This is a genomic window from Acidobacteriaceae bacterium, from assembly GCA_035944135.1.
Classification (GTDB): Bacteria; Acidobacteriota; Terriglobia; order Terriglobales; family Acidobacteriaceae; genus Granulicella.
In genome coordinates this window covers 1486364-1509854 of the sequence record DASZBM010000002.1, presented here as the reverse complement: position 1 = coordinate 1509854, position 23491 = coordinate 1486364, and the positions used below count along the sequence as shown (strand labels likewise).

Annotated in this window: 18 protein-coding genes and 1 tRNA gene; 8 read left to right on the top strand and 11 right to left on the bottom strand. The window is 62.2% G+C overall.

Going from position 1 to position 23491, the window contains the following annotated elements:
- Positions 1–32 precede the first annotated feature (32 nt).
- The 4 genes from VGU25_08930 to VGU25_08915 all read right to left on the bottom strand — a co-directional run bounded on the left by VGU25_08930 (position 33) and on the right by VGU25_08915 (position 6296).
- Positions 33–3398, bottom strand: a complete 3366-nt coding sequence (locus VGU25_08930) for a glycoside hydrolase family 44 protein (GenBank protein HEV2577322.1) — start codon at positions 3396–3398, stop codon at positions 33–35.
- 98 nt (positions 3399–3496) lie between these two features.
- Positions 3497–4156 carry an outer membrane lipoprotein carrier protein LolA gene (locus tag VGU25_08925; protein HEV2577321.1) on the bottom strand — a complete coding sequence of 220 codons (660 nt, stop codon included), beginning with the start codon at positions 4154–4156 and terminating at the stop codon, positions 3497–3499.
- Positions 4157–4164: 8 nt separating this feature from the next.
- On the bottom strand, positions 4165–4704 hold the full coding sequence (locus tag VGU25_08920) for a type II secretion system protein (GenBank protein ID HEV2577320.1): 540 nt from the start codon (positions 4702–4704) through the stop codon (positions 4165–4167).
- A 269-nt stretch (positions 4705–4973) separates the two neighbouring features.
- Entirely contained in the window at positions 4974–6296 is a 1323-nt protein-coding gene (locus VGU25_08915; protein ID HEV2577319.1) for a pitrilysin family protein, read from the bottom strand.
- A gap of 354 nt (positions 6297–6650) precedes the next feature.
- Between VGU25_08915 and VGU25_08910 the strand changes: the two genes are divergently transcribed.
- The gene (locus tag VGU25_08910; GenBank protein HEV2577318.1) at positions 6651–7061 is read left to right on the top strand and encodes a hypothetical protein; all 411 of its coding nucleotides are present in this window, start codon (positions 6651–6653) and stop codon (positions 7059–7061) included.
- Positions 7062–7135: 74 nt separating this feature from the next.
- Here the strand turns inward: VGU25_08910 and VGU25_08905 are convergent, their stop codons facing one another.
- Positions 7136–7333: a hypothetical protein gene (locus VGU25_08905; protein HEV2577317.1), complete on the bottom strand. Its 198-nt coding sequence runs from the start codon at positions 7331–7333 to the stop codon at positions 7136–7138.
- A 47-nt stretch (positions 7334–7380) separates the two neighbouring features.
- Between VGU25_08905 and rlmN the strand changes: the two genes are divergently transcribed.
- The 4 genes from rlmN to VGU25_08885 all read left to right on the top strand — a co-directional run bounded on the left by rlmN (position 7381) and on the right by VGU25_08885 (position 11300).
- Positions 7381–8586 carry a 23S rRNA (adenine(2503)-C(2))-methyltransferase RlmN gene (rlmN, locus tag VGU25_08900; GenBank protein ID HEV2577316.1) on the top strand — a complete coding sequence of 402 codons (1206 nt, stop codon included), beginning with the start codon at positions 7381–7383 and terminating at the stop codon, positions 8584–8586.
- Between the two features lie 23 nt (positions 8587–8609).
- Positions 8610–8685 (top strand) — tRNA-Lys (locus tag VGU25_08895).
- A gap of 228 nt (positions 8686–8913) precedes the next feature.
- Positions 8914–9939, top strand: coding sequence for an MBL fold metallo-hydrolase (locus VGU25_08890; GenBank protein ID HEV2577315.1), 1026 nt, complete (start codon positions 8914–8916; stop codon positions 9937–9939).
- Between the two features lie 50 nt (positions 9940–9989).
- Complete coding sequence (locus VGU25_08885; GenBank protein HEV2577314.1) at positions 9990–11300, top strand: MFS transporter; 1311 nt, start codon at positions 9990–9992, stop codon at positions 11298–11300.
- Positions 11301–11333: 33 nt separating this feature from the next.
- Here the strand turns inward: VGU25_08885 and VGU25_08880 are convergent, their stop codons facing one another.
- From VGU25_08880 to VGU25_08860, 5 genes are all read right to left on the bottom strand, one after another.
- Positions 11334–12125, bottom strand: a complete 792-nt coding sequence (locus VGU25_08880; GenBank protein HEV2577313.1) for an SDR family oxidoreductase — start codon at positions 12123–12125, stop codon at positions 11334–11336.
- Positions 12122–13177 (bottom strand): galactitol-1-phosphate 5-dehydrogenase, encoded by a 1056-nt coding sequence (locus tag VGU25_08875; GenBank protein HEV2577312.1) that lies wholly within the window; start codon positions 13175–13177, stop codon positions 12122–12124. Before VGU25_08875 ends, VGU25_08880 begins: the two co-directional genes overlap by 4 nt.
- A gap of 178 nt (positions 13178–13355) precedes the next feature.
- Complete coding sequence (locus VGU25_08870) at positions 13356–16238, bottom strand: glycosyl hydrolase (GenBank protein HEV2577311.1); 2883 nt, start codon at positions 16236–16238, stop codon at positions 13356–13358.
- 162 nt (positions 16239–16400) lie between these two features.
- On the bottom strand, positions 16401–17600 hold the full coding sequence (locus VGU25_08865) for an ATPase (GenBank protein ID HEV2577310.1): 1200 nt from the start codon (positions 17598–17600) through the stop codon (positions 16401–16403).
- 101 nt (positions 17601–17701) lie between these two features.
- On the bottom strand, positions 17702–18823 hold the full coding sequence (locus VGU25_08860; protein ID HEV2577309.1) for a Gfo/Idh/MocA family oxidoreductase: 1122 nt from the start codon (positions 18821–18823) through the stop codon (positions 17702–17704).
- Positions 18824–18945: 122 nt separating this feature from the next.
- On the opposite strand from VGU25_08860, the gene VGU25_08855 reads away from it, so the two are divergent.
- Positions 18946–20316 (top strand): serine hydrolase domain-containing protein, encoded by a 1371-nt coding sequence (locus VGU25_08855; protein HEV2577308.1) that lies wholly within the window; start codon positions 18946–18948, stop codon positions 20314–20316.
- A gap of 320 nt (positions 20317–20636) precedes the next feature.
- Positions 20637–21764, top strand: a complete 1128-nt coding sequence (locus tag VGU25_08850; GenBank protein ID HEV2577307.1) for a TIGR03435 family protein — start codon at positions 20637–20639, stop codon at positions 21762–21764.
- An 88-nt stretch (positions 21765–21852) separates the two neighbouring features.
- Here VGU25_08850 and VGU25_08845 read toward each other — a convergent pair whose 3' ends face one another.
- Positions 21853–22680 (bottom strand): class I SAM-dependent methyltransferase, encoded by an 828-nt coding sequence (locus tag VGU25_08845; protein ID HEV2577306.1) that lies wholly within the window; start codon positions 22678–22680, stop codon positions 21853–21855.
- A 153-nt stretch (positions 22681–22833) separates the two neighbouring features.
- On the opposite strand from VGU25_08845, the gene VGU25_08840 reads away from it, so the two are divergent.
- Positions 22834–23433 carry an NADPH-dependent F420 reductase gene (locus VGU25_08840; GenBank protein ID HEV2577305.1) on the top strand — a complete coding sequence of 200 codons (600 nt, stop codon included), beginning with the start codon at positions 22834–22836 and terminating at the stop codon, positions 23431–23433.
- Positions 23434–23491 lie beyond the last annotated feature (58 nt).

Sequence of the window (23491 nt, the reverse complement as noted above, 5' to 3'; positions counted from 1 at the left end):
ATACCTCCGGCGAGGTATCCAGTCGCATGTCGCTAGTGAGACGGAATGACAAACAGCGTGATCGACTGTGCAGGGAACGTCACGCTGCTGATCGTGCTCGGATTCGTTCCTGACCCCGCCGTGATCGTAGCGGCCGGCAGGGAGGCGATCGCATTCAGATTCGCATTGCTGTACTGATAGACCTGCGCCTGCGTGGCCGTGGTCGTCAGGTTATTGATTGACAGTGTGTCCGTCAGGGAGCCGAAGGTCTTGTTGATAACAACGACGGTGACGGCGCCATCCGAAGTACGCGAGGCTGCATAGACGGCCAGTTTGCTCTGATCGCCTGTGGTGGAGCTCAGCTCCTTATCGCCGAACGTGGATTTGTTGCCGTCATAGTTGCGGTACATCTCGAAGGCCATCACGGCTCCGGGTTGCGTCAGCGTGCCGGAGGACGTCTGGTAAGTGCTTGTCGGCCAGAAGACGCCCATCGTCAAGCCGTACTTGCCGAAGATCCCGAGCACGTCCGCCTGCGTGACAGCGCCGTTAATGGACTCCAGCCCGCCGAAGTTGTACTCGTCGATGGAGGTTCCGGGCGCCGCGTAGGTCGTGCCCGTCCATCCGGTTGTAATCCACGAATGCATCATGGGGATGATCTGCGGCGCCTGCAGCGGCACCGAGCAACTGGAGGTGTAGTTCGAGTCAGTGGAGTAGTTGGGCTGCGGAAAGTTCGGATCTGTATACGTTGGGTCCCACAGCGCGCGCGTCGAGTTCATGCGGACCTGCTGCTCGGCCGTATCCCCCGCCGTCGTGAACGACACCTGCGATCCGTTGTACGTTCCGGCAACGTACGAGTGAATAGTGAGGTAATCGAGCAGACGCATGTTGTACGTGCTGGACGCCGACGCCATCTGCTGGAGGTAATAGACGATCATCGGCGTGCCGCCATGCGCTGCACGGTCCGTCGGATCACTCCAAGGCTGATAGCAAGGTGAACCCTTCGCCCAGCCGTTCTCGATGTCCTGCTTGGAGTAGAAGTAGTTCCACCAGTAGTCGATCACCGGCCCGCTGACCAGCGCGCTGGAATCGGCCACCTTGATGGCCAGCGCGGTTCCGATGCCGCCATTCGTGACCTCGTCATAGGTCGAGGGGTTCGGGTGCACATCCCGGTGCACCGCATCCCACCAGGCGGGCTCGTTGTCGAGATCCCAGATCGTCGCGTCATGCCCGCCGGCATTGCCGCAGTACTGAGTCCCGTTCGTGCTGCCCGTCAGCAGGCAGTTCACCCAGCCACCCGCCCACGTGGTCAGCGCCCACGTGTTGGTTGCAGCCCCAGCTCCGGGTGCAGTCGGCGGCGGCGTTCCAACGCTGGTGAACGACGCGACGGTGTTGTTGCCGAACAGATCGGTCTTGCCATCCGACTCGACGCCATTGCCGCAGCCATCGCCGTTGTAGCTCTGCTGGTTCGGGTAGGAGGCCTGGCCGTTCAGCCCGGTCTTCGGGAAGCTGCAGCCGGTGTTTGTTCCGCTATGCGTTGCGCTGTTTGAAACCCAGCCAAGAACAGGCGCAGTGCCGATCGACTTCACGCCGAGACTAGTCGTCTCCGCGATGAAGTCGTTGAAGTTTGTGCCGTTGCCGTTGTTTCCGTTCGGCAGCATGCTGTTGGCGCCGTTGAAATTCTCGAAGTAGTAGTCAGCCGCGGAATTCACGACGCCCGTCTGGTAGTTGTAGCGCGACGTGTCATCGCCGCCCCAGCGCACCACGGAAATATTCGCGTTCTTCGCGGTTGTCGGATCCAGCAGATATCCGTTCATCCCATAGATCAACGGGCTGATCGTTCCGGTCACAGTGCCTGCGTCAACAGACAGCGCCGGCCCCGCCGTACTCGCCGGCGCAATCAGATTCACCGTCGCCGAGCCGCTGATGGAAGTGTTCGCCGTACTTGTTGCCGTGATCGTCACGCTCGTCGGCGCCGGATAAGGCGTCTGATAAAACCCCGCGGAGGAGATCGTCCCGGCACTCCCCGTACCCGACGCCACGGCAACGCTCCAAGTCACCGTCGTGGGGCTGAGCCCGGTAACCGTCGCCGTGAATTGCTGCGACTGCCCGATCGTCACATTCCCGCTCGCCGGCGAGACCGTGATCTGTAAAGGCACGCTGTACACCGCCGTCACGGTCGCGTTGGCGTTCACCGTGATGTTGCACGTCGTCGTGGACGTCGTATTGCATCCCGACCACCCGCTGAATGTGTTGCTCCCCGAGGTCGCGGGAGCCGTCAGTACGGCGTTCGTGCCCGATGGATAGACCAGCGAAAGCGGGCTGTTACCGCCGGTGCTGTTGTTGGCGTCCTTTGTTGCCGTGATGTTCACCCCGCTCGCCGGATTCGTAGAGTTCACCGTCAGCGTATAAACGGTCGTCACCGTCACCGAGGCCGTCTTCGTTCCACTCCCATAGGTCGACGAGCTGCCCGAATCCGGCGTGTAGGTTGCAGTCAGCGTATCGTTCCCGGCGGCCAGAGAACCCGCCGCAACCGTAATCACCGCAACTCCAGCGCTCAGCGTCGTCGCTGCTGACGTATAGCTTCCGCTGCTCAGCACGACGCTGCCTGTCGGCGTCGGCGTTCCGCTAACCGTCACGGTCGCCGTAAGCGGCTGCAGCGTCGTAATGCTCGCCGACGAAAGACCGATGCTCATCGTCGGCGCCGGCGGCGGATTCACTGTCACGGACGCCGTCCCGGACGAACTCGTGTACGCGACCGCGCTCGCCGTATCCGGCGTGTAGGTCGCCTTCAGCGAAGCCGTTCCCGCCGTCAGCGAGCCCGCAGGAATGTTGATCGTTGCCGACCCGCTGCTCAGCGTCGCCGCTGCCGATGTATAGCTTCCGCTCGTCAGCACAACCGACCCCGTCGGCGTGGCTCCGCCCGACGATGCCGCCACCGAAACTCCAACAGACAGCGCCTGATTGGTCGTAATCGTCGAAGTCGATGGTGTAACCGTGACGGCCGGCGCAACCGCAGTCACGTAGTTTGCCGTGACCGTGACATTCCCGGAAACCGTCAGGCTGCATTGCGCACCCGAGACCGACGTGCATCCGGTCCACGAACTGAAATTGTTATTCCCGGCCGTCGCCGGCGCGCTGAAGATCATCATCGTTCCGGGGGCTTCCGTCAGCGTAAGAGGCGTCGCGCCGGTGGCCAGCAGGCTTGTTGCTGAATTGCCATAGGAAATCGACACGCCACTCGCCGGGTTCGCGCTCGCAACCGTGATCGTGTAGCTCGACACCGGACAGCTGGCGCCACACGTGGTGCCTCCGCCGCCGGAACCGCCGCCGCATCCTGAGAGCAGCAGCGAGAGGGAACCCACAACAACGCACACACCTGGCAGGGGACGGCCGAGAACACGACGCGATATCGGTAGCATAGCGGCATCCACTCTAACCGGAGCGCATGCCGATTGGCGATGAAATTCAGTACCTTTGTGCTGACCGGCGGTAAGTTACCATGCGCGTCTGAATCGCTTTAGACGGGCGCTCCGCCATCAATCACCGTCACGCCGTCCGGCGGAATGAACCGGAACTCGTCGTCAGAGACCGGCGCGTTTTCCCGCATGTCCGAGAACGTGAACGTCGTGATCGCGCCGTCCGTCTCCTCGATCCGCAGGATGTGAATCAGGCCCGCCGCGTCGACCGTAACCGCCAGCGACCGCACCCTCTGCTCGATGCCCACCGGCGTGCCCCACAGCGTATAGCCGGTCTGCCCATCCAGATTCACCAGCGTCACACTCAACCCGTGCAGCTCCTTTTCGAGCTCGGTATGCCCCAGCAGAAACCGCAGCGGCGACCGCAGATCGTCCAGCTTTTTCTCCGGAAACCTCGTCGCCTCCGCATCGCCCGGCGTGTACGAGATCGCGTTCGTTCCATCCAGAATGAACACCTTGCCGGCCGGCATGTCATACGCCCACCGCATCCGCCCGGGCTTCTCCAGGGTCAGGGTGCCGGTCTCCGTCCGGTCCATTCCCATGCCCTGGTAGCGCTCTGTGTAACGCGCCTCCAGCGAGTGCAGATGGTTGTAGTGTTGATCGACCTTCTTCGCCAACGCTGCCGCGGTGGGCTGTTGCGCGCTCGTGCCCCCGGCAACCGCCAGCAGCAACAGCGCCGCCCACCGAGCAACCCACGCCATTGGGCCGCCTACTGCAGCAGATCCGTGCAGTTCGTCCCGCCCTTTGGATCGAAGCGAATCGCGTTGCCGTCCGTGCAGAAGCCTCGTTGTCCGGTCTTGCCGACCGCATTGGGGACAGCCGTGATCGCGTAGCTGTTGTACTGGTCGACGTTGTTTACCGTCGTCTTCGAGCCGCAGGTGATGGTGAACGTGTAGCCCGCCTTCACGCCGCTCGCCAGGTCGTCGGGAATCAACTGCGCGGCCTCCGGCGACGGCGGTCCCGACCCAGCCTTACCGCCAAGCTCCGGCAGCGTGCAGGCGAATCCGTGCGTTGGATAGGTCGAGTTATATGTCCCCTCCTGCGAGTTCAGGTCGCGCAGTGACTGGATCGCCGAGGTCTCATTGCTGCGCATGATGACTTTCATCATCTCCGGAATGGCCAGCGTCATCAGGATCAGGATCACCGACATGACGATGAGCAGCTCGACCAGCGTAAAGCCGGCCTCTGCTACAGAAGATTTAGAACGATTTTCGGATAAATCAGCGCGCTCAGAACATGCGGTTTGCAAGGCAGGAATCCTCATAGCAATGACAACTCAAAGTATAGACGTACACGCTTCCCGGTCGTCATGCACATGCAGATACACACAAAGCGGCACAAGGATCTCCGACGCTCAGCCCGGAAGGGCCCATCTCTGGATGGGCCGTAACCCGCCCTTTCGAAAAAATGGGGCGCCGACTTTAGCCGGCCCCCCGGATTAGCAGCCGGCTTTAGCCCGCGGTAACGGCACCTCGCAGGAACCGGGGCTTCAGCCCCGGCCCGCGACTCGCTGACCTGCTAACACGCCAAGTCCCCGCGCTTGATTTCGAGCGACCCCAAATTGCCGAGCAGCGTCAGTGCAAGCCGGTCCGTTTGGAACAGCTCTCCCGCCAGTCGGCGGATATCGCCAGCGGTCACGCGGTCGACCTCCGCCGTAATCTCCTCCGCGGAGAAGAATCGCCCGTGATACATCTGCTGCCGTGCCAGCGAGCTCATCCGCGAAGACGAGCTCTCCAATCCCAGCACCATGTTGCCCTTGATCTGGTCCTTCGCCCGCCTCAGATCGTCCTCAGCGACCGGCTCGGACTTCATCCGGTTCAGCTCCGCCAGCGTCAGGTCCAGCACCTCGCGCGTGCGCTCCACGCCGCAGCCTGCATAAACCGCCAACGATCCGGTGTCCCGGAACGGACTCAGCTCTGAATAGATCGAATACGCCAGCCCGCGCTCCTCACGGATCGACTGAAACAGCCGCGAGCTCATCCCTCCGCCAAGAATCGAGTTCAGCAGGAACGCCGCGTACCGGTCCTCATGCGCCACCGGCAATCCGGGAACCGCCAGGCACATCTGCACCTGCTCCAGCGACTTCTTGTTCTTCAGCGTGATGTGCGGTTTCACTGCCGGCGACGCGCCGCGTACCAGTTTGTCGCTGGAGCTCGCCGCCAGCGAATCGAAGGCGGCCTCGACCTGCGCCAGAAACTCTTCGTGCTGCAGATTTCCCGCCGCCGCAAACACCATGTTCGCCGGAGTGAAACGCTTCGCATACTCATCGAGCACAATCTGCTGGTTGAAGCTTGACACCGTCTTCGCCGTCCCGAGGATCGGCCGTCCCAGCGCGTCATGGGGCCAGAAATTCCGCGTAAACAACTCGTGGACGAGGTAGTCCGGATTGTCCTCGTCCATCTTGATCTCTTCCAGAATGACGCCACGCTCGCGCACGATGTCATCCGGCGCAAACGTGGGGTGCAGAACGAGGTCCGTCAGCAGATCCAGCGCCGCGGGCACGCTCTCGTCCAGCACCTTGATCGAGAAGCAAACCGTCTCTTTGCCCGTGAAAGCATCCACATTGCCGCCCAGCGCGTCGGCCTCGCGGGCGAACTGCTGCGCGCTTCGCGTCGTGGTGCCCTTGAACACCATGTGCTCTAGAAAGTGCGAGATACCGTTCGCCGCCGGAGTTTCGTCGCGCGATCCGCCGTCCAGCCACACGCCCATGGAGACGGAGCGAAGATGAGGCATGCGCTCGGTGAGCACAAGCAGCCCGTTTGGGAGTCGGGTGGAACGGATATCGCGGGTATGCGGTGAACTGGGCGTTGCGTTTTCCGCAACAGGGACTGAAATAGGCATTACTTACATTCTTTCACGGAGCCGCAAGTCGTTGAATCAAAGCCAAGACCCTTGACGGCCGCGATACGCTTAACTCAAGGAAAGATCAGCCCCGCGCCAGCGCCGGGCTTCGGCTTTTCGGGCTGAAGCCCAGTTCTTTGAATACTTTACGTGCTTCCCCTTTGGAATCAGGACTTTGCAAATAAAGTCCAAGCCTAAGTCTAATTTTTAGAAGACTTTGCACACTTTCGACGGGGGAGGGGGTACCCTCCATTTCGCCCCCGCACCCCAACCTCCACTGCGCTGGGACCCGACCCAAGATTTCGTCTCGAAGACAAGTTTTCAACAGCTCCTCAAAGGCGTAGATTGTCTCCCATGAGCGGTGACGATTGCGTGATTGAAGCAAAGTCAGCGCGGCGCCAGGGTCGGCTCTCCGACGCTACGGCGCTGTATGAGGAAGCAGCAGAATCCTTCCAGGCGGAACAACAACCTGCACGTTGGGCCCATGCTCTGCGACACGCCGCCGAGTTCGCCGTCAGAGCAGGGGATTGCGCAACAGGATTGCGCGAGGCCCGGGCCGTTCTCGAGTACTACCGAAGTTCACCGCCCAGTCCACTCGAAATGGCAAACGCGCTCCGCGTAGCGGCTTTGGCCGAAATGGCTGCGGGCGAAAGAGACCATGCGGTATCCCATTGGATCGAAGCTCGCGCCCTGTACATGGACGTGGGTGTCGCCGATGGCGTGGTCGAAGCTGACCGCCGCGTTGCCGTCCTGGCCGCCGCCTAGCGGTTCATCGGTCATTGGCCAGTTGCTGCGTTTTGTCGCGCAGCGGGGCGAGGTGTCGTTCTTCGTAATGCGCTTCAGAGGCCCGGATAAAAGTATCCCGGCGACTGAAGAGTCCTCGACACCGCCTGCCAGAACGCCTCTTGTTGCGCATCTCCCTTTGAATTCGCCTCCAGGATGCGGCGTAGCGCCTCCGTCTCCGCACCAATTCCATAGGTGGCGTTGAGGGAGCGTGCTTCTGCGTATACCGCGGCCGGATCAATGTGATGGTTCATCGGGAGACAGTATCCTAGAAGGAGTGGAAACGCGCGCTCTTTTCGGGATGACTCTCCCTGGCTTGGCCGAGCTGATGAACAGCTTCGGGCAAAAGCCTTACCGCGCCCGCCAGATATGGGACGCTCTGTACAAGCAGCGTGTCATCAGCGTTGAGGACATGACCACCCTCTCGCATCCCCTGCGCGAGCAGCTCATGACAGCGGGCTGGAGCGTCGGTCTGCCCGAGATCGTCCAGACAGCTCGTTCGGTCGACGGCACAGAGCGCTACCTCATGCGCATGGCCGACGGCGAGACCGTCGAAACCGTGTGGATGCCCGACGGCGATGGCGGCGAGCGTGGTGATGGCAGCGAAGCCGCCGAAGAAGAGGCGGCAGAGTCTGTCGATGCCGAAGAGGCTGTTTCCGGAGCAAAGCCCGGGTACTGGGACCGGCGCGGAAACGGACGCGCGAAATCCAGCTTCGGCACTCTCGCGGAAAAGGGATTCCGGCGCGCCACAATCTGCATCTCGAGCCAGGTCGGATGTGCGGTGAATTGTCAGTTCTGCCTCACAGCGAAGCTGGGCATCAAGCGCAATCTCACCGCAGGTGAAATTGCCGGACAAGTTGCGGCTGTCCTGAACCGGCAGGCAATCCAGATCGGCAAAGACAGAATCAACCTCGTCTTCATGGGAATGGGCGAGCCGTTCCTGAACTACGACGAGTTCATGGCGAGCGTGCGCCTGCTGGCTGAGGGAATTGGCATTCCCGAATCGCGCATGACCGTCTCCACCAGCGGAATCCTGCCGGGAATCGAGCGCTTCGCGAGCGAAGAGGTTCGCCCGAAGCTCGCACTTTCACTCAACGCGAGCAACGACGTTGTGCGCGAGCGCATAATGCCGATTACGCGCAAGTGGAAGATCGCGGAGCTGCTCGCAGCCTGCAAGCGTATCCCTCTGCGTACGCGTGAGTGGGTCACGTTCGAATACGTTTTGCTCGGCGGCGTGAATGATCAGCCAGAGCATGCGCGCGAGGTGCTCGATCTGTTGAAGGGCATGCGCGCGAAGGTGAACCTGATCGTTTGGAATCCCGGCCCGGGCATCGACTACGTGCAGCCCAAGCCGGAGGATGTTGCGCGCTTCCAGAAGATGCTTATTGAAGGCGGAATGCCGGCGTACATTCGCAGGCCGCGCGGCCGCGACATCTACGCGGCATGCGGACAATTGAAGCGCACCGTCGCTGAGGAGCAGCCGCAGCTTGTGAATCTCACAGTCTGAGCGTGTTACCTTAATCAAAGAGCGAGCGGGTAGCTCAGTTGGTAGAGCATCGCCCTTTTAAGGCGCTGGTCCTGGGTTCGAGCCCCAGCCCGCTCACCACTCACAAAACAACTTACGCTCTGTTGGATATCCGAGGGATTCGGCCGAGGCGCTGCGCCTCGCCGTAGCGTTCGCCTGGGTGAGCCGACCATTGGCGAACAAATTCCCTGTGAATGCAAGCGAATCCCACGCGTCGCTCAGACCGACCGTCACTGACCATACACTGCTTGTTGATGGTGGCATCGTGTTAGGGGCAACCCCATGCCACTCTACCCACAAGGAGATTCGATGAAGACCTTACTGCTGACCGTCCTCGCGATCGTGACCTCATTATCCGCAGCCGCGCAGCAAAAGACGCTCGATATCTACTTCATCGATGTGGAGGGCGGCCAGTCTACGCTGTTCGTCACTCCCCAGCACGAGTCGCTGCTGATCGATACGGGTTGGCCTGGGCACGACTCGCGTGACGCAAAGCGCATCGTGGCGGCTGCGAAGCTCGCCGGTCTGAGCAAGCTCGACTATGTGATCATCACGCACTATCACGACGATCATGTCGGCGGTGTTCCTCAACTGCTCGCGCTCATGCCTGTCGGCACGTTCATCGACCACGGTGACCTGTACGAGCGCTGCCCAGCCTGTGTCTCAGGTTTCAATGCATATATGGAGGCGATCCGCTCCGGCCGCGCAAAACGCATGACGGTTTCTGCAGGGCAGACGCTGCCATTACGAGATCTCAGCGCACAAGTGCTCAGCTCCAACGGAGAGGTCATCACCAATCCACTGCCCGGGGCAGGCGCAGCGAACAGCTTCTGCGACAAATCCGAGATTCGCCCGACAGACACGACGGAGAACAGCCACTCCGTCGGCGTGCTTCTTCGCTTTGGGCGCTTCAGCGCCACAGATCTCGGCGATCTGACGTGGGACAAGGAACGTTCCCTGATGTGCCCCGTCAATCGCATTGGAACCGTTTCGCTGTTGATCGTCTCCCATCACGGCTGGTATCAGAGTTCCAGTCCTGCCTACGTCGATGCTATTCAACCCGAGGTAGCGATCATGGACAACGGTGCTAAAAAGGGAGGATCACTTCCAACCGTCAAGCAGATCAATGCGGTGCCCGGACTCAGTGCGATGTGGCAACTGCACCGTTCGGAAGAGGCCGGCCAGTACAACGTGCCTGACGAACGCATTGCGAATCTCAACGGCGATGACGCTTCAGACGCGGGCAATTATCTAAAGGTCAGCGCGAGTAAGGATGGTTCATTCACGGTATTTAACTCGCGCACCGGCAAAACGGTCGCTTATCCGGCACGTTGAACCTTCGCCATTTGGTATCCCAGCCGCAGCCCTCGAGTGATTACGCATATATGTCCGCTGAAGCTCTGACCTTGGAGCACTCCAATCCCGAGCCCTATCGCTGGACCATCGGCGTTTTACTAGCTCTCGGTGTGCTGGTCAACTACTTCGACCGCGTAAACCTGTCCGTCTCGCACGACGCGCTGGTGAAGAGCTTCCACATCACTCCTGCAGCTTTCGGCCAGCTCTCCGCAGCGTATTCGTGGACCTACGCGGCCTGCCAGTTGCCCACGGGCATGCTGCTGGACGCCTTCGGTGTGCGCAAGGTTTCGCTGGTGTCCATCTTCGTCTGGGGCATGGCTTCGATCGCCGCGGCATTTGCTCCGAGCGTGTTGCTGTTCTTTGCGGCGCGGCTGCTGCTCGGTATTGGCGAGGCACCCACTTTCCCGGCGAGTGCAAAGGCCGTCGGAGGGTGGTTCCCGGCGCATGAGCGCTCGTTTGCAACCGCGATGTTCGACAGCACCGCGAAGCTGGCCAATGCCGTCGGCGTGCCCTTGCTGGGATTGCTGTTGTTACAGTTCGGATGGCGCTGGTCCTTCGGATTTACGGCACTGCTGTCGTTTGCCTACCTTGCCGCGTTTGCGCTGCTGTATCGCGAGCCGCACCGGTTTTCCATTCGCAATATCGTCCGTCGGGACAGCGGACCGGGCGACTTCGACCTTATGCTTGCGCCTCCCATTCCTATGAGTCGTTTGCTTCGCGAGCGCAAGATATTGGGAGCGGCGATTGGCTCCGGTGCTTACAACTATGTTTTTTATCTGCTGCTGACATGGCTGCCTACGTACCTCGCCCAAACGCAGCACATCACATTACGGCAGTCGTTCCTTTTTACCGGTGCTCCCTGGCTGGTGGCCGCATGTTGCGGCCTGCTGATTGGCGGCGTTCTGGTGGACCTTTTGATCAAGCGCGGCTTCGACGCCAATGCAGTAAGACGGACGGTGCTGATCGCTGGGACCTGCTGTGGCCTGGGCATCGCGGGAGCTGCGTTTGCGCACAGCATCACGTCGGCACTGATTTCGATAACCATCGCCATCGGAGGTCTCTCCGCCGCGTCGCCAGTGCTGTGGAGCCTGCCGACGCTCCTGGTTCCGAACTCGAGCAGCGGCAGAGTGGGTGGGATTATGAACTTCTCTAATCAGATTTCTGCGATCGCCGCGCCGATCCTGACCGGATGGGTAGTGCAGCGCACGGGTAGCTACATGTGGGCCTTCGTGATTCCGACCGTGTACATCCTGGTGGGTATCGTGGCCTATCTGACGATGCTCAGACGCGTCGAGGTGATCGATGTGCAGAAGGCGCTTGCCGGAACATCGCTCTCATAGACGGGCGGTGTTCGCCAGCGCAGCGACACCTTACTAAGGTTTGTTTACGACTGCGCGGGTGCGGCCCACCGTGATGCCGCCATCCACCAGCAACGTCTGTCCCGTGATGTATCGCGAGGCTTCACTGGCAAGGAAGACGATCGCTCCGTCCAGATCGTCGGGCCGTCCGGGGCGGTTCAGCGGGATGCGTTCCTTCAGGTACTCCACCCAGCCTTCGTTCTGGTACATCACCTTGTTCTGCTCAGTCTCGAACCAGCCGGGAGCGAGCGCATTCACGGTGATGCCGTTCTTGCCCCAGTCATCGGCGAGGCTCATGGTGAGCTGGCGGATGCCTCCGCGGCTTGCCCCATACGGCGCAAGACCCGCGTAGCCAAAGACGCTTGTGACGGAACTGATGTTGATGATGCGGCCGTAGCCGCGTTGGATCATGCCGCGCGCAACCGCCTGCGCCACAAAGAAGGCACCGCGCAGATTGGTGTCGAGGACGGTGTTCCAGTCCTCCCATGTGACCTCGAGCGCGGGCTTGCGAATATTGCAGCCGGCGTTGTTCACCAGGATGTCGACCTTGCCGTACGCCGCTTCTGCTGCGGGGCCAAACGCTGCAATGCTGTCGTGCTCGCGCACATTCAGCACGAGAGCCTTCGCCTCAATCCCACCGCCTGCCAACTCATTCAGAAACTGATCGCAGTCACCTGCTTTGCGGCTGGTGATGACGAGCTTCGCACCGGCGCGGCCCAGCGCGCGTGAGAAGTACTGGCCAAGGCCGCGCGATGCGCCGGTGACCACAGCCACCTGGCCGGTGAGATCGAAGAAATTGTGGCTCACGCGTCTACCTCTGATGTGCCGTTCGGCGTTACAACCACCTTGAGCAGGCCGGCCTCGCGACAATGCAGACGGCGGAACCAGTCAGAGGCCTCCTCCAGCGATGACATCGCGGAGATGAGCGGCCTTACGGTGATCGCGCCATCGCTCATCAGACGGATGGCCTCCGTATATTCGCCCGCTGACGCGCACGAGCCCTGCAGCCGGATCTCGCGGGTGACAACGCGTTGCAGTGGCAGTGGCACCTCCGGTTGAATGTTGCCGATAAGGGTCACCGTGCCGCCGCGGCGCACACACTCAATGGAGGCGACGACCGTTTCGGCGCGGCCCACGGCCTCGAGCACCACATCCACGCCGTGTCCGCCGGTACGGCGCAGCACTTCGTCGATCAGCTGCTGTCCGCTGAGGTGCAGTGTTTCCGGGATGCCGACCTCCTCAGCCAGCTTCAGGCGCGCTGCGTCCACATCGGCGATCATTACGGACTTGCATCCTGCAGCGCGTGCTGCCTGTGCGGTGAGCAGACCAATCATCCCTGCACCGATGACCAACGCTGATTCGCCACCCTTCATTTGCGTGATGCGTACGGCATGCAACGCAACCGACACCGCCTCAAGCATCGCGGCCTCTTCGAAAGGGAAACCGTCGGGCAGGGGATAAAGAATGCGTGCCGGGACCGCGACGAGTTCCGCGAAGGCGCCGTTGCGCCGGTAGTCCCCGCAGGAGACGCCGAGCACCTGGCGGTTATCGCAGAGATTGACCTCGCCGCGCTGGCAGAATTCGCAATCGCCGCAGTAAACAGTGGAGTCAAAGGTCACGCGGTCACCAGGCTTGTAGTTTTTTACGTGCGTGCCGACACGCTCGATGATGCCGGCCCCCTCATGCCCCATCACGATGGGGGGAATGCGGCGCCCGGAGCTACCGTCGTACCCGTGAACATCGCTACCGCAGATACCGCAGGCCGCCACACGAATCAGCACCTCGTCGGGCGCGCAGTCGGGCTCCGGGATATCCGTAACCTCCAGATGTTCGTACCTGCACAGCATCAGCGCTTTCATCACTCCGCTCCTCGCACCAGATTAGTTTGTTGTTGCAGAGGGGTACCCCCTTCCCCCCTGTTTTTGTGCAAAGTCTTCGAAACAGGGGACTTAGGTCTGGACTTCTTTTGCAAAGTCTTGATTCTAAAAGGGTAAGTCTCTGCAGGGGGTATGGGCCGCGCGGGCAAGTGATGTGAAATCAAGACTTTGTGCGCATGTATTGGAGGCGGACGGGACCTATGAGGCCGCCGGACATCAGGCCGGAGGCGTTTTCGGTGGGGCCGGGGGTGAAGTTCCGGGGAGTGCGGAGGGCCATGGCGTTGAAGAGGGTGTTGGTGACGGCGACCTCGAGGGTGTTGTCTCCGGCGTGGACGTGTTCTGTGATGTCGATCTGGTAGGGCCGCAGGAGGAGGGTGCCGACTGGTGTGCCGTTGATCTTGACGTCGGCCACCTCGCGGACGCTGCCGAGGTCGAGGACGATGCGGCTCTCGTGAACTTTCGAGGTGAGTGTGAAGCTGGTGGTGTAGACGCCGCGGCCGCAGAAGCTGCGGAGCTCCGGGTCGAGAGACCAGTCGACGAGGAGGGGAAGCGTGCGGCGGATGATGCGGGCGCCGCTTGCGGGAACTGTCTCGGTTGCGACAAGGGTCCAGCCGCTCGTCCCAATGTCCTGCGTTATCGGCATTTCATAGGCGGAGAGTTGTTTTGCGAGCGGGAGATGCTGGGCGGAATTCGGGCTGAAGGCGATCAATGCGGATGAGAGGGGTTGCAGGTCGAGCTTGATCGCCACTTTGTTGGGGCCGGTCCGGGTGAAGGAAAGCCCAGCGATGTCGCCCGTCCATGGATCCCAGAGTTGCGGTTCGCCCTCGGCTTCGAATTCGGCGTCTAGTTTGCGCAACTGATCGGACTCGTTGCGCAGGAAGAAGAGGGAAGTGTCGTCGAGCTGCTTCTGGATGAAGAAGAACGGATCGCCGTGGAAGCGGATGTTGGGAGCAGAGGCGGTGGACAGCGCGGAGATCAGGGAGGGGATCTGCGCGGCGGTGTGGAACCCGGGATGGCTGCGGATAGCGGCCATGGCGTGTTCGACGCGCTGAGTGTCTTCAACCCGAGAGGCGAAGCTGCTGGCGCGGGTGGGAGCATCGCCGAAGAACAGCACAGGAAGACCGGCGGAGGCAAAGGACTCGATCTTTTCGGCGACGTCTGCGGGCAGTGAGTCGATGGAGGGAAGGATGAGTGCGCGGTATTTCGTGCCGGCGACCGTGATCAACGATTTGTTGTCGATTTTGCTTTGGAGGAGCGAGTCGCCGTTGATGTAGTCGTAGAAGTAGCCGGCGTCCATGATGGCCTGATTGAGCGGGGGCGTGGGCGGAGCTTCTTCGGCGCCGTGGGTGAGGGTGTCGCGGAAGACGGCGACGGCGGGAACGGTCTTTGCAGACTGAAGGATGAACTGGAGGCGGCTGAGATAGCGGTTGACTTGAGCGAAGTAGGGCCAGAGCGGATTGAGCTCGTTGAATTGCGAAGAGTAGTTGCCGGAGTGGTTGCTGCCGCTGAATGGATGCCAGCCGGGAGCGGGGATGCCGGGCACCTGATAGGGAAAGCCGTGGAAGACGATGGCGTTGATGCCGGCGGTGAAGAGCTCGTCGGCGGCGAGCTTCATCTTTTCCGGGGTGGTCTGATAGGCGGCACTGGGCCAGACGAAGGATTCGCTGCCAACCAGCGCGCGGCCGTTGATGTGCGCGGCAGAGGAGGCGAGCTTGAGGAAGTCGTAGCAGCCCTCGTCGTAGAGCTGCTCGGTTTCGGGGATGTCGGCTTCTTCGTAGACGCGGAGGACGTCGACGGGAGCGCCGTGCGCCTGGGTGCGGGAGAGGAGATTGTGGTCGTGCGCCCAGCGATTGAACTGGCTGTAGAAGCGCTCGGTCATGAGCTCGGCGACAGTGAGGCGATAGTCGTGGCGGACCTGATCGCCGATGCCTTTGATGTCGAAGTACGGCATTTCATAGAAGCGCGCGTAGGGCAGGTTGGCTGTTTGAACCTGCAGGATGGGGAGATAGGGCTGCAGATCGTAGCCGCGGCGACGCTTGAACTCTGCGAGGAAGTCGTCACTCCAGAAGATGTTGCCGCGAACCTCGAGGCTGTCGCAGAAGATGGCGCGCATGCCGTTGCCGAGAACGTCTTTGAGGAACGGAATGGCGGCGTCGCCGACACGGGCGGCGTGAGCGCGAAAGGCGTCGGCGCTGAGGTGATCCATGACGAGCTGCGGACCGGCACCGGCGCCGGCGTTGAGGCGCTGGCCGGTGGGCGTGGAGAGGAAGAGGAAGAGCTGCCATGTGCCCGAGGGGATCTCCCAGTGCAGCAGGCCATCGGGCTGGAGGTTGGCGGTGAGATCTACGGCGGTGTCGTGGATCAAGTCGCCGGAGGCGAAGACGGCGCGTCCGTGGCCATCGGTTTGATGGAAGGCGAACTGCGGCTCGGAGCCGCGGACGGCGATGACGGCGACGATGGTTGCGCGCTTCTTAATGCGCTCCGCCCAGCCGGCGGGAAGTCCGTCGCTGTCGGCGATGGATGGAATCTGGAGGCGCGAGTGGAAGGTGCCGGGACCCTGGACGGAGAGATGCGAGGAGCGGAGCTCGATGGCGGCGAGTTCCGGGGTGATGGCTTCGCCGCCGCCGAAGGGCCAGCCGGAACCGAAGGTGTAGTCGATGAAGAGACCGCGATCGCGCGCGCCGCGGGCGACGGTGGCGACATGGCGGAAGAAGGAGTCGGTGGCGAAGCCGTTGATGCGGTCTTTTTCGGCGGCGAGAAAGTCGTCGGGGAAGGCTTTGTTGAAGGCCTGGATTTCGGCGCCGCCGAACCAGGCGTCGTCGAGCGCGGAAAGTTCGCGCAGGAGTTCGGGTTCGTCGACGTCGTCGCCAGGCCACCACCAGCGGACGATGGGGCGGAATTTTTTGGGCGGCTCGCGGAATTGAGAGCGGAGGGTGGTGATGTCGGTTGTTGCGGCGGAAAGGTGGGTGGTGAGAGCGCGGAGTTTGATGGCGCTGCCGGCGAGCAGGGCGCTTTGGATGAAGGATCGGCGGTTCAATGGCATCACGGATCTAAGATACCGTTCTCTTGAGGGGTTTGGTGGTGTTAGTTTTCAGGGTCCGTGGCGGTCCGAAATACGGAGATCCTTCGCCTACGGCTCAGGATGACGGCGCGAACAGAGCAGCGGTAGGGAGGATGGACGGTCGGTGGGACGAGCGCTGGTGGTTCAGGCGGTGGGTTTGGCAGGGGCGTCGAGGCGGGCGTAGAAGTCGGTGAGGAAGCGGGTGGTGTAGTCGCGGAGGAGGGATTCGATGCGGGTGGGGTCGGGCGAGCGGAGGATGAGGCCGGCGTGGTGGAGCTTCGAGAGGCGGTGGACGATCTCGGGGTCGGTGTAGGCGGAGGTGTCGGGCCACTCCTGGCGAGCGAGCGAGATGAGACTGCCGGCGTAGTCGGGGCGGATGGGCGGGAGTTGGTACTCTTCGCCGCGGGCGAGGGCGACTTCGATGCTGGCCCACTCGATCCAGGGATTAATTCCAGCTGCGTGCTCGACGACTTCTGCGATGTAGGCGCCGCCGACGCGGGCGGCGGTTTCGAGGAAGTAGAAGCGGCCGTCGGCGTGAGCGCGGATGAACTCGGAGTGGGTGACGCCGGCCTGCATGCCGAGGGCGGCGAGTGTGGCGGCGTGGATTTTGAGGAGGGCGCGGGCTTCTTCGGAGGAGCGGTCGAGCGCGCGGGTGGAAAAGATGCCGCCGGAGTGCATGGTTTCGAAGGGCGGCTGGCCGTATTTGTGCGGCGCGGCGAACAGGACGCGGCCGTTCCAGGTGATGCCTTCGACGTGGAAGATGTCGCCGGGGAGGAAGCGCTCAACCAGGTGGTTGGTGGCGGCGTCGCCGAGGCGATCGAGGATCGGCCAGACTTCTTCGACGGTTTGGAATTTGTGGATGCCGATGGCAGAGGCGGACCAGCGCGGCTTGAGGAGCCAGGGACCTTCGGTGGATTGGAGGAATTGATAGAGGGCGTCGTGGTTGGCAACGGAGGAGAAGGCGGGGACGGAGACGCCGGCACGGGCGGCGGCTTCGCGCATGGCAAGCTTGTCGCGGAAGAAGCGGGTGGCGGTCTGGCCCATGCCGGGGAGGCGGAGGTGCTCGCGGGCGAGGGCGGCGGTCTCGAGATCGAATTCGTCGAGCGGAACGATGCGCGCGATGGGGATGTGGCGCATGAGGTTGGCGATGTACGGGAGGGTTTGTTCGGGCGTGAGGTCTTCGGGGATGGTGTGGAAGCCGGCGAGGATGTCGCGGGGCCAGTCGGCGTCGCGGAGCTTGTGGACGGTGAGGAGGTGGATGTCGCAGCCGAGGCTGGCGACTTCGCGGAGGAAGGCCTGGCCTTTTTCGTAGGTGGTGATGCAGAGGATGGTGGGGCGCGACATTGCGTGCAAGAGTACACGATGTGCTGCCGTGTGGCGGCGGCGTCCTGCGAATTATCGCGCGTCTTAACGCGCGATAGCCCACCCTGTGCGGTGGTGATTCGTTAGTCGAAGGTGACGGGGAGGGTGCGGCGGAGTTCGCTGGATTGGCGGGCGAGGTCGAGGAGGCGGAGGGTGCGGAAGCCGTCGACGGCGGTGACGGAGAGTGGGGCGCTGCCGCGGATGGCGTCGCGGACGTTGGCGTAGAAGAGGCGGTAGTCGCCGGGGATGGTGGGGAGCTGCGACCGGGTGAGCTGAGTGTTCTGGGTGAGCTCGTGCGCGACGGTGAGGGTGCCCCAGGCGGATTCGGGTTCGGGGAGCCAGGGGGTGGTGGCGGACTCGGGGGAGTCTAGGCGAGGCGGACGGAGGGTGGTGTTGAGGAGTGTGGGCTCCTGGGGGTCGACGCCGAACTTGCGGTAGCTGCCGTGAGTGCCGTGGACGAGGAAGCGCGGCGAGGGATCGGGGGCGAGCATGGTGGCGGCGCAGATGTAGCGGAGAGTGTGGCCGAAGCCGCGCTCGTACTCGAGGATGATGTCGAAGGCGTCGTCGATGTCGGTGGTGTCGCGGTCGTGGTGGATCATGGCGGTGAGGCGCGCGGGCGGGCCGAAGAGAGCGAGCGCCTGGTCGACGAGGTGCGGGCCGAGGTCGTAGAGGAGGCCGGTAGAGGCGGTGGCGGATTCCTTCCAGGTGTTGGGGCGCTGGAGGGGGCGGTAGCGGTCGAAGCGTGAGGTGATCTCGACGACGCGGCCGAGGGTGTTGTCGTGGAGAAGCTTGCGGACGGTGAGGAAGTCGCCGTCCCAGCGACGGTTGTGGAAGGGCGCGAGGATGCGGCTGTGCGCTTTGGCCATCGAGGCGAGCGCTTGCGCGGATTTGGCGGAAGAGGTGATGGGCTTGTCGACGACGGCGTGCTTGCCGGCCTGGAGCGCCTGGGCGGCGAGGTCGAAGTGGGTTTCGTTTGGCGTGGCGACGACGATGAGGTCGATGGTGGGGTCGGCGAAGGCTTCGTCGACGGAGCGGAGAATGCGCGCGGAGGGATAGGCGCGCGCGCCTTCGTCGCCTTTGCGCTGAACGATTGCGGTGAGTTCGAGGCCGGGGACCGCGGAGATGAAGGGGCAGTGGAAGACCTTGCCGGCGAGGCCGAAACCGAGGACTGCGCAGCGGATGGGAGTGTCGGGCGTGGCGCTCATGCGGATTATGGTACGACGAAGCTTGGCAGATGCAATCAATTTGCGGACGTGTGGTGAAACCTTTCGATCCGCGCGCGGTCAGATGGCGTGCGTGATGTGAGTTCAGAGTGATGGAGCGTGCGATGAGGAGTGCCTTTGCGGCAGTCTGGGTAGCGGTATTGTGTGCGGGAACGATGCGCGCGCAGGAGAAGAGTGCGCCGAGTGTCGATCGAGCGGCGCGGATGGAGCAGGTGGTAAGCGCGTATACGAAGGACAACGGCTTCATTGGTTCGGTGCTGGTGGTGGATGGGGATACGGTGTTGCTGAACAAGGGCTATGGCGATGCGGTGGAGGAGTGGAATATTGCGAATGCGCCGGATGTGAAGTTTCGGCTGGGGTCGCTGACGAAGCAGTTCACGGCGTCGCTGGTGCTGCTGCTCGAACAGGATGGCAAGCTGCGGATTGAAGATCCGGTGAACAAGTACCTGCCGGATGTGCCGGCTGCGTGGGAGAAGATCACGCTGGCGAATTTGTTAGGGCATACGTCGGGGATTCCGAATTTCACGAATGAGAAAGATTTTGGCGAGTGGGCGGCGAACCGGCATACGCATGCGGAGGAGCTGGCGAGAATCGAGGCGAAGCCGCTGGAGTTTGAGCCGGGCAGCAAGTTTGAGTACAGCAACTCGAACTTTGAGGTGCTGGGGATGGTGATTGAGAAGGTGAGCGGAGAGCCGTACGACAAGCTGTTGCGCGAGCGGCTGCTGGATCCGCTGGGGATGAGCGATACCGGGCTGGATACGGATGATCTGGTGCTGCCGAAGCGGGCGGAAGGATACAGGCGCGCGGGCGGCGGCAAGCTCGTGGTGGCGCGGTCGGAGTCGATGTCGATTCCGTGGGCTGCGGGGTCGATGTATTCGACGACGGGCGATCTGTTGAAGTGGGAGCGTGGGCTCTTTGGCGGCAAGGTGCTGAGTGCGGATTCGCTGAAGAGAATGACGACGCCGGGTAAAGGTGATTACGGGCTTGGCGTGTTTGTGCAGACGAAGAACGGTGTGCGCACGGTGGTGCACGGCGGGGGAATCGAGGGATTCAACACTGAACTGGCGTATGTGCCGGAGCGTCGGCTGGCGGTGATTGTGCTGAGCAATGAGAACGGCGGCGCGATCGATCGAGTGAGTGATGAGTTGATGTCGGTGGCGCTGGGCAAACCGGTGGTGTTGCCGGATGAGCACAAGCCGGTGCCAATCGCGATGGAGGCGTTGAAGAAGTTTGAAGGCGTGTACGACGTCGCGCCGAGCTTCGCGATCACGATTGCGATGGGGCCGAATGGATTACTGGCGTCGGGTGCCGGACAGCAGGATCTTCCGTTGATGTACCAGGGAGTAGTGGATGGGCACGCGCGGTTCTATGCGCGCCAGCCCGATGCCGAACTGGAGTTTGTGCCGGATGCGAATGGGACGATCACTTCACTGGTGCTGCATCAGAACGGCGATCATACTGCGAAGAAAAGATGAGGGGGTGGGGAGTGCCTCAGTTCGAAATTCGTTATTTCTTCGGCGGGAAGAGGGACTGAATCTTGCTTGTGTCTTGACGTCGGTCCATCTCATCCTTCGGTTGCCGCAGCCATGCAGAGAGAGCGAGTTTTAGCTTAGTGAGCAACGTCATGCCAGCCATTCTAGTTCTGGCGTGGCTTGTAAGGGCCCCGCTTCTTGGCAACAGGCTCCGGTATGATCGCCACCGGCTCCTCGATTGTGAGGCGCTACCGAGGGGCGAGACCGATCGCGCAGCGATGTTGAGGGGTTAGGATGGGGCGGTACTTTCCGGGAGGATCGCTGTGAGAAGGCTGCTGGTGTGGGTTGGGGTGTTGGCTGCGCTGTGGGGTGTGGGAGCGAAGGCACAGAACGCGCCGGAGACCTGGCAGGGGACGCTGCACGCGGGGCAGCAGGACATTCGGCTCCAGCTGCAGATCACAAAGGAGAACGGAGCGCTGAAGGGGAAGCTCTATCCCGTCGACCAGCCCGGACCGGGGGGACTGGCCACGACGACGTTGTCGCTGGATGGCGGCGTGCTGAAGTTCACGATCACCGGCATGGATGTGGACTTTGAGGGCAAGATGGGCCCTGAGGGAAAGAGTGCGGTGGGGACGTGGAAGCAGGCCGGGCAGACCGCTCCGCTGACGCTGGAACATGTGAGCGCCGGTGACGCGTGGGAGCTTCCGAAGCGGACTGCGGCACTGAGTTTGATGGACCCGAAGCTAGAGCCGGGTTATGAGGTGGCAACGATCAAGCCGAGCCCGCCGGACGAACAGGGCCGGGGGTTCACGCTGCAGGGGCGGCATCTGGTGGCGAGAAACTTCACTGTCGAAGGTCTGATTACGCTGGCGTATAACCTGAACTCGAAACAGGTGACTGGTGGACCGGAGTGGCTGAACACGGACCGCTTCGACCTGGATGTGCTGCCGGATCATGAGGGCTTGCCGAGCCTCGGGCAGGCAAGGGGAATCGTGCGGAAGCTGCTGGCGGACCGGTTTGCGCTGAAGTTTCATGAGGACACGAAAGAGCTTTCGGTGTACGTGCTGTCGGTGGCGAAGGGCGGGCCGAAGTTTACGAAGAGCGCAAGCGATCCGACCAGTCCTCCAGGGCTGGGCGGACCTCCGGGAAGGATGATGGTGCGCAATGCGTCCATGGCAGAGTTTGCGCAGGTGATGCAAGGGACGCTGGACCGGCCGGTAGTGGACCAGACGGGACTGAAGGACCGGTACGACTTTCAATTCAGGTGGACGCCGGACGAGTCGCAGTATGGCGGAAGGATTCCGCCGCCGAACAGCGGAGATAACGCCGCGGACGCGCCGCCACCGTTGTTTACGGCGATTCAGGAGCAGATCGGGCTGAAGCTGGATGCGATGAAGGCGCCGGCGAAGGTGATGGTGATCGAGAGCGTGCAGAAGCCGTCGGCGAACTAAGCGGATGACCACGTTGAGTTTCCGGCACATAACTTTCCGCCCCCACCCATGCGCGATAAGACTGCGCATGAATGGGGCACCCGGCAGTTTATTTTCGGCGTGCGGTGACGCGGATGTATTCGTGCCTGATGAGGGTGTGATCGTCGGGATCGGGTGCGACGTTCTCTGAGGACCAGAGTTTTTTGAGATCGGCGAAGAGGGCTTTCTGACCTGACTCGTCGAGTTTGCTGAAGGCTACCTTGGTGGGGCCGAAGTAGGTGCGGAAGAAGTCCACGCAGCCGGCGGCATTGGTGGGCATATCGAAGTCGACGGGCATGGCCTTGGTTTCGATGTTGGTGAAGTACGGTGAGAGGCGTTCGCGGACGGTGGCGTCGTCGCCCCAGAGGATGGGCGGTTTGACGCCGGGCGGGGGCGGGACGTGCGTGCTGCCGATCTTGAACATGCGGGCGACGAAGGCGCCGGGACCCCAGTTGCCCATGGCGAGGAGGCCTTCGGGTTTGAGGACGCGGGCGCACTCAGAAGCGACGAGCTCGGGGCGCGGGGCGAACATCGCGCCGAACATGGAGGTAACGGCGTCGAAGGTGGCGTCGCCGTAGGGGAGGGCTTCGGCGTCGCCTTCGTCGAAGGTGATGGCGAGATGTTCGGCGGCGGCGCGGGCGCGGGCCTGCTCGAGAAGATTGGTGGCGATGTCGACGCCGGTGACGATGCAGCCGCGGCGGGCGAGTGGGATGGCGGTGTTGCCGGTGCCGCAGGCGACGTCGAGGACGCGCGCCCCGGGAGGTATGTCGAGGCTTTGGATGAACTTTTCCGCGCCGGCAGTGATGGTTTTGGCGACGACGCCGAAGTCGCCGGCCATCCAGGCGGAACGCATATTGGCTTTGATCTGCTCGATGCTGGGAGCGGGAGCTGTGCTCATGATGGGCTCGCTTGGGATGAGGATGAAGTGGGCCCGGAGTGACAGGAGAGAACTTTATCGCAACGGGTTGAGATTGAGTGCATCCAACGGACAAATTTTCTGCGGCTGAGCATCGCGGGGCGATGAGTGCAGTTCCAGCAAGGAGAGCGTGAGATGAAGATTGCTGTGTTGGGATTTGGAAACGTGGGCGCGCAGTTAGGCAAACTGTGGGCGAAGAAGGGGCATGACGTGACGGCGGGTCTGCGCGAAGGAAGCAAGGACCGGCAGAAGGCGAGCGATGCGGGTGTCGCGGTGGCGACGCCGGCGGAGGCGGTGAAGGGCGCGGAGGTGGTGGTGATTGCGCTGCCGTGGCAGGCGGTGGAGTCGGCGATTAGGGGATTGGCGCTGGAGGGGAAGGTTGTGATTGATGCGGTGAATCCGGTGGGGCCGGATTTGAGTGTGCTCGTACCGGATGCCGGGAGTGCGGCGCTCGCGCTGGCGCAGTGGGCGAAGGGAGCGCGCGTGGTGAAGGCGTTCAATACGATTGGCGCGGCGCTGATGGGCGATGCGACGTTCGACATGATGTACTGCGGCGATGATGCGGAAGCGAAGAAGATCGTGGAGGTGTTAATTGCCGACACGGGCATGAAGCCGGTGGATGTGGGGCCGCTGAGCAATGCGCGCTACCTGGAGAATGTGGCGGGATTGTGGATTGATCTGGCGGTGAAGGGGAGGATCAAGGGGGCGTTTGGATTCAATCTGGTGAGGAAGTAAGCCGGACATTGTGCAACCCCACCCATGCGCGATCAGACTGCGCATGAATGGGGCACCC

Bases quoted from the DNA above. Each gene is read 5' to 3' on its own strand.
- VGU25_08845 (HEV2577306.1), bottom strand. From the start codon at position 22,680: ATGAGCACAGCTCCCGCTCCCAGCATCGAGCAGATCAAAGCCAATATG.
- VGU25_08890 (HEV2577315.1), top strand. From the start codon at position 8,914: ATGAAGACCTTACTGCTGACCGTCCTCGCGATCGTGACCTCATTATCC.
- VGU25_08915 (HEV2577319.1), bottom strand. From the start codon at position 6,296: ATGCCTATTTCAGTCCCTGTTGCGGAAAACGCAACGCCCAGTTCACCG.
- VGU25_08840 (HEV2577305.1), top strand. From the start codon at position 22,834: ATGAAGATTGCTGTGTTGGGATTTGGAAACGTGGGCGCGCAGTTAGGC.
- VGU25_08865 (HEV2577310.1), bottom strand. From the start codon at position 17,600: ATGTCGCGCCCCACCATCCTCTGCATCACCACCTACGAAAAAGGCCAG.
- VGU25_08885 (HEV2577314.1), top strand. From the start codon at position 9,990: ATGTCCGCTGAAGCTCTGACCTTGGAGCACTCCAATCCCGAGCCCTAT.
- VGU25_08910 (HEV2577318.1), top strand. From the start codon at position 6,651: ATGAGCGGTGACGATTGCGTGATTGAAGCAAAGTCAGCGCGGCGCCAG.
- VGU25_08930 (HEV2577322.1), bottom strand. From the start codon at position 3,398: ATGCTACCGATATCGCGTCGTGTTCTCGGCCGTCCCCTGCCAGGTGTG.
- VGU25_08875 (HEV2577312.1), bottom strand. From the start codon at position 13,177: ATGAAAGCGCTGATGCTGTGCAGGTACGAACATCTGGAGGTTACGGAT.
- VGU25_08905 (HEV2577317.1), bottom strand. From the start codon at position 7,333: ATGAACCATCACATTGATCCGGCCGCGGTATACGCAGAAGCACGCTCC.
- VGU25_08925 (HEV2577321.1), bottom strand. From the start codon at position 4,156: ATGGCGTGGGTTGCTCGGTGGGCGGCGCTGTTGCTGCTGGCGGTTGCC.
- rlmN (HEV2577316.1), top strand. From the start codon at position 7,381: ATGACTCTCCCTGGCTTGGCCGAGCTGATGAACAGCTTCGGGCAAAAG.
- VGU25_08870 (HEV2577311.1), bottom strand. From the start codon at position 16,238: ATGCCATTGAACCGCCGATCCTTCATCCAAAGCGCCCTGCTCGCCGGC.
- VGU25_08855 (HEV2577308.1), top strand. From the start codon at position 18,946: ATGAGGAGTGCCTTTGCGGCAGTCTGGGTAGCGGTATTGTGTGCGGGA.
- VGU25_08860 (HEV2577309.1), bottom strand. From the start codon at position 18,823: ATGAGCGCCACGCCCGACACTCCCATCCGCTGCGCAGTCCTCGGTTTC.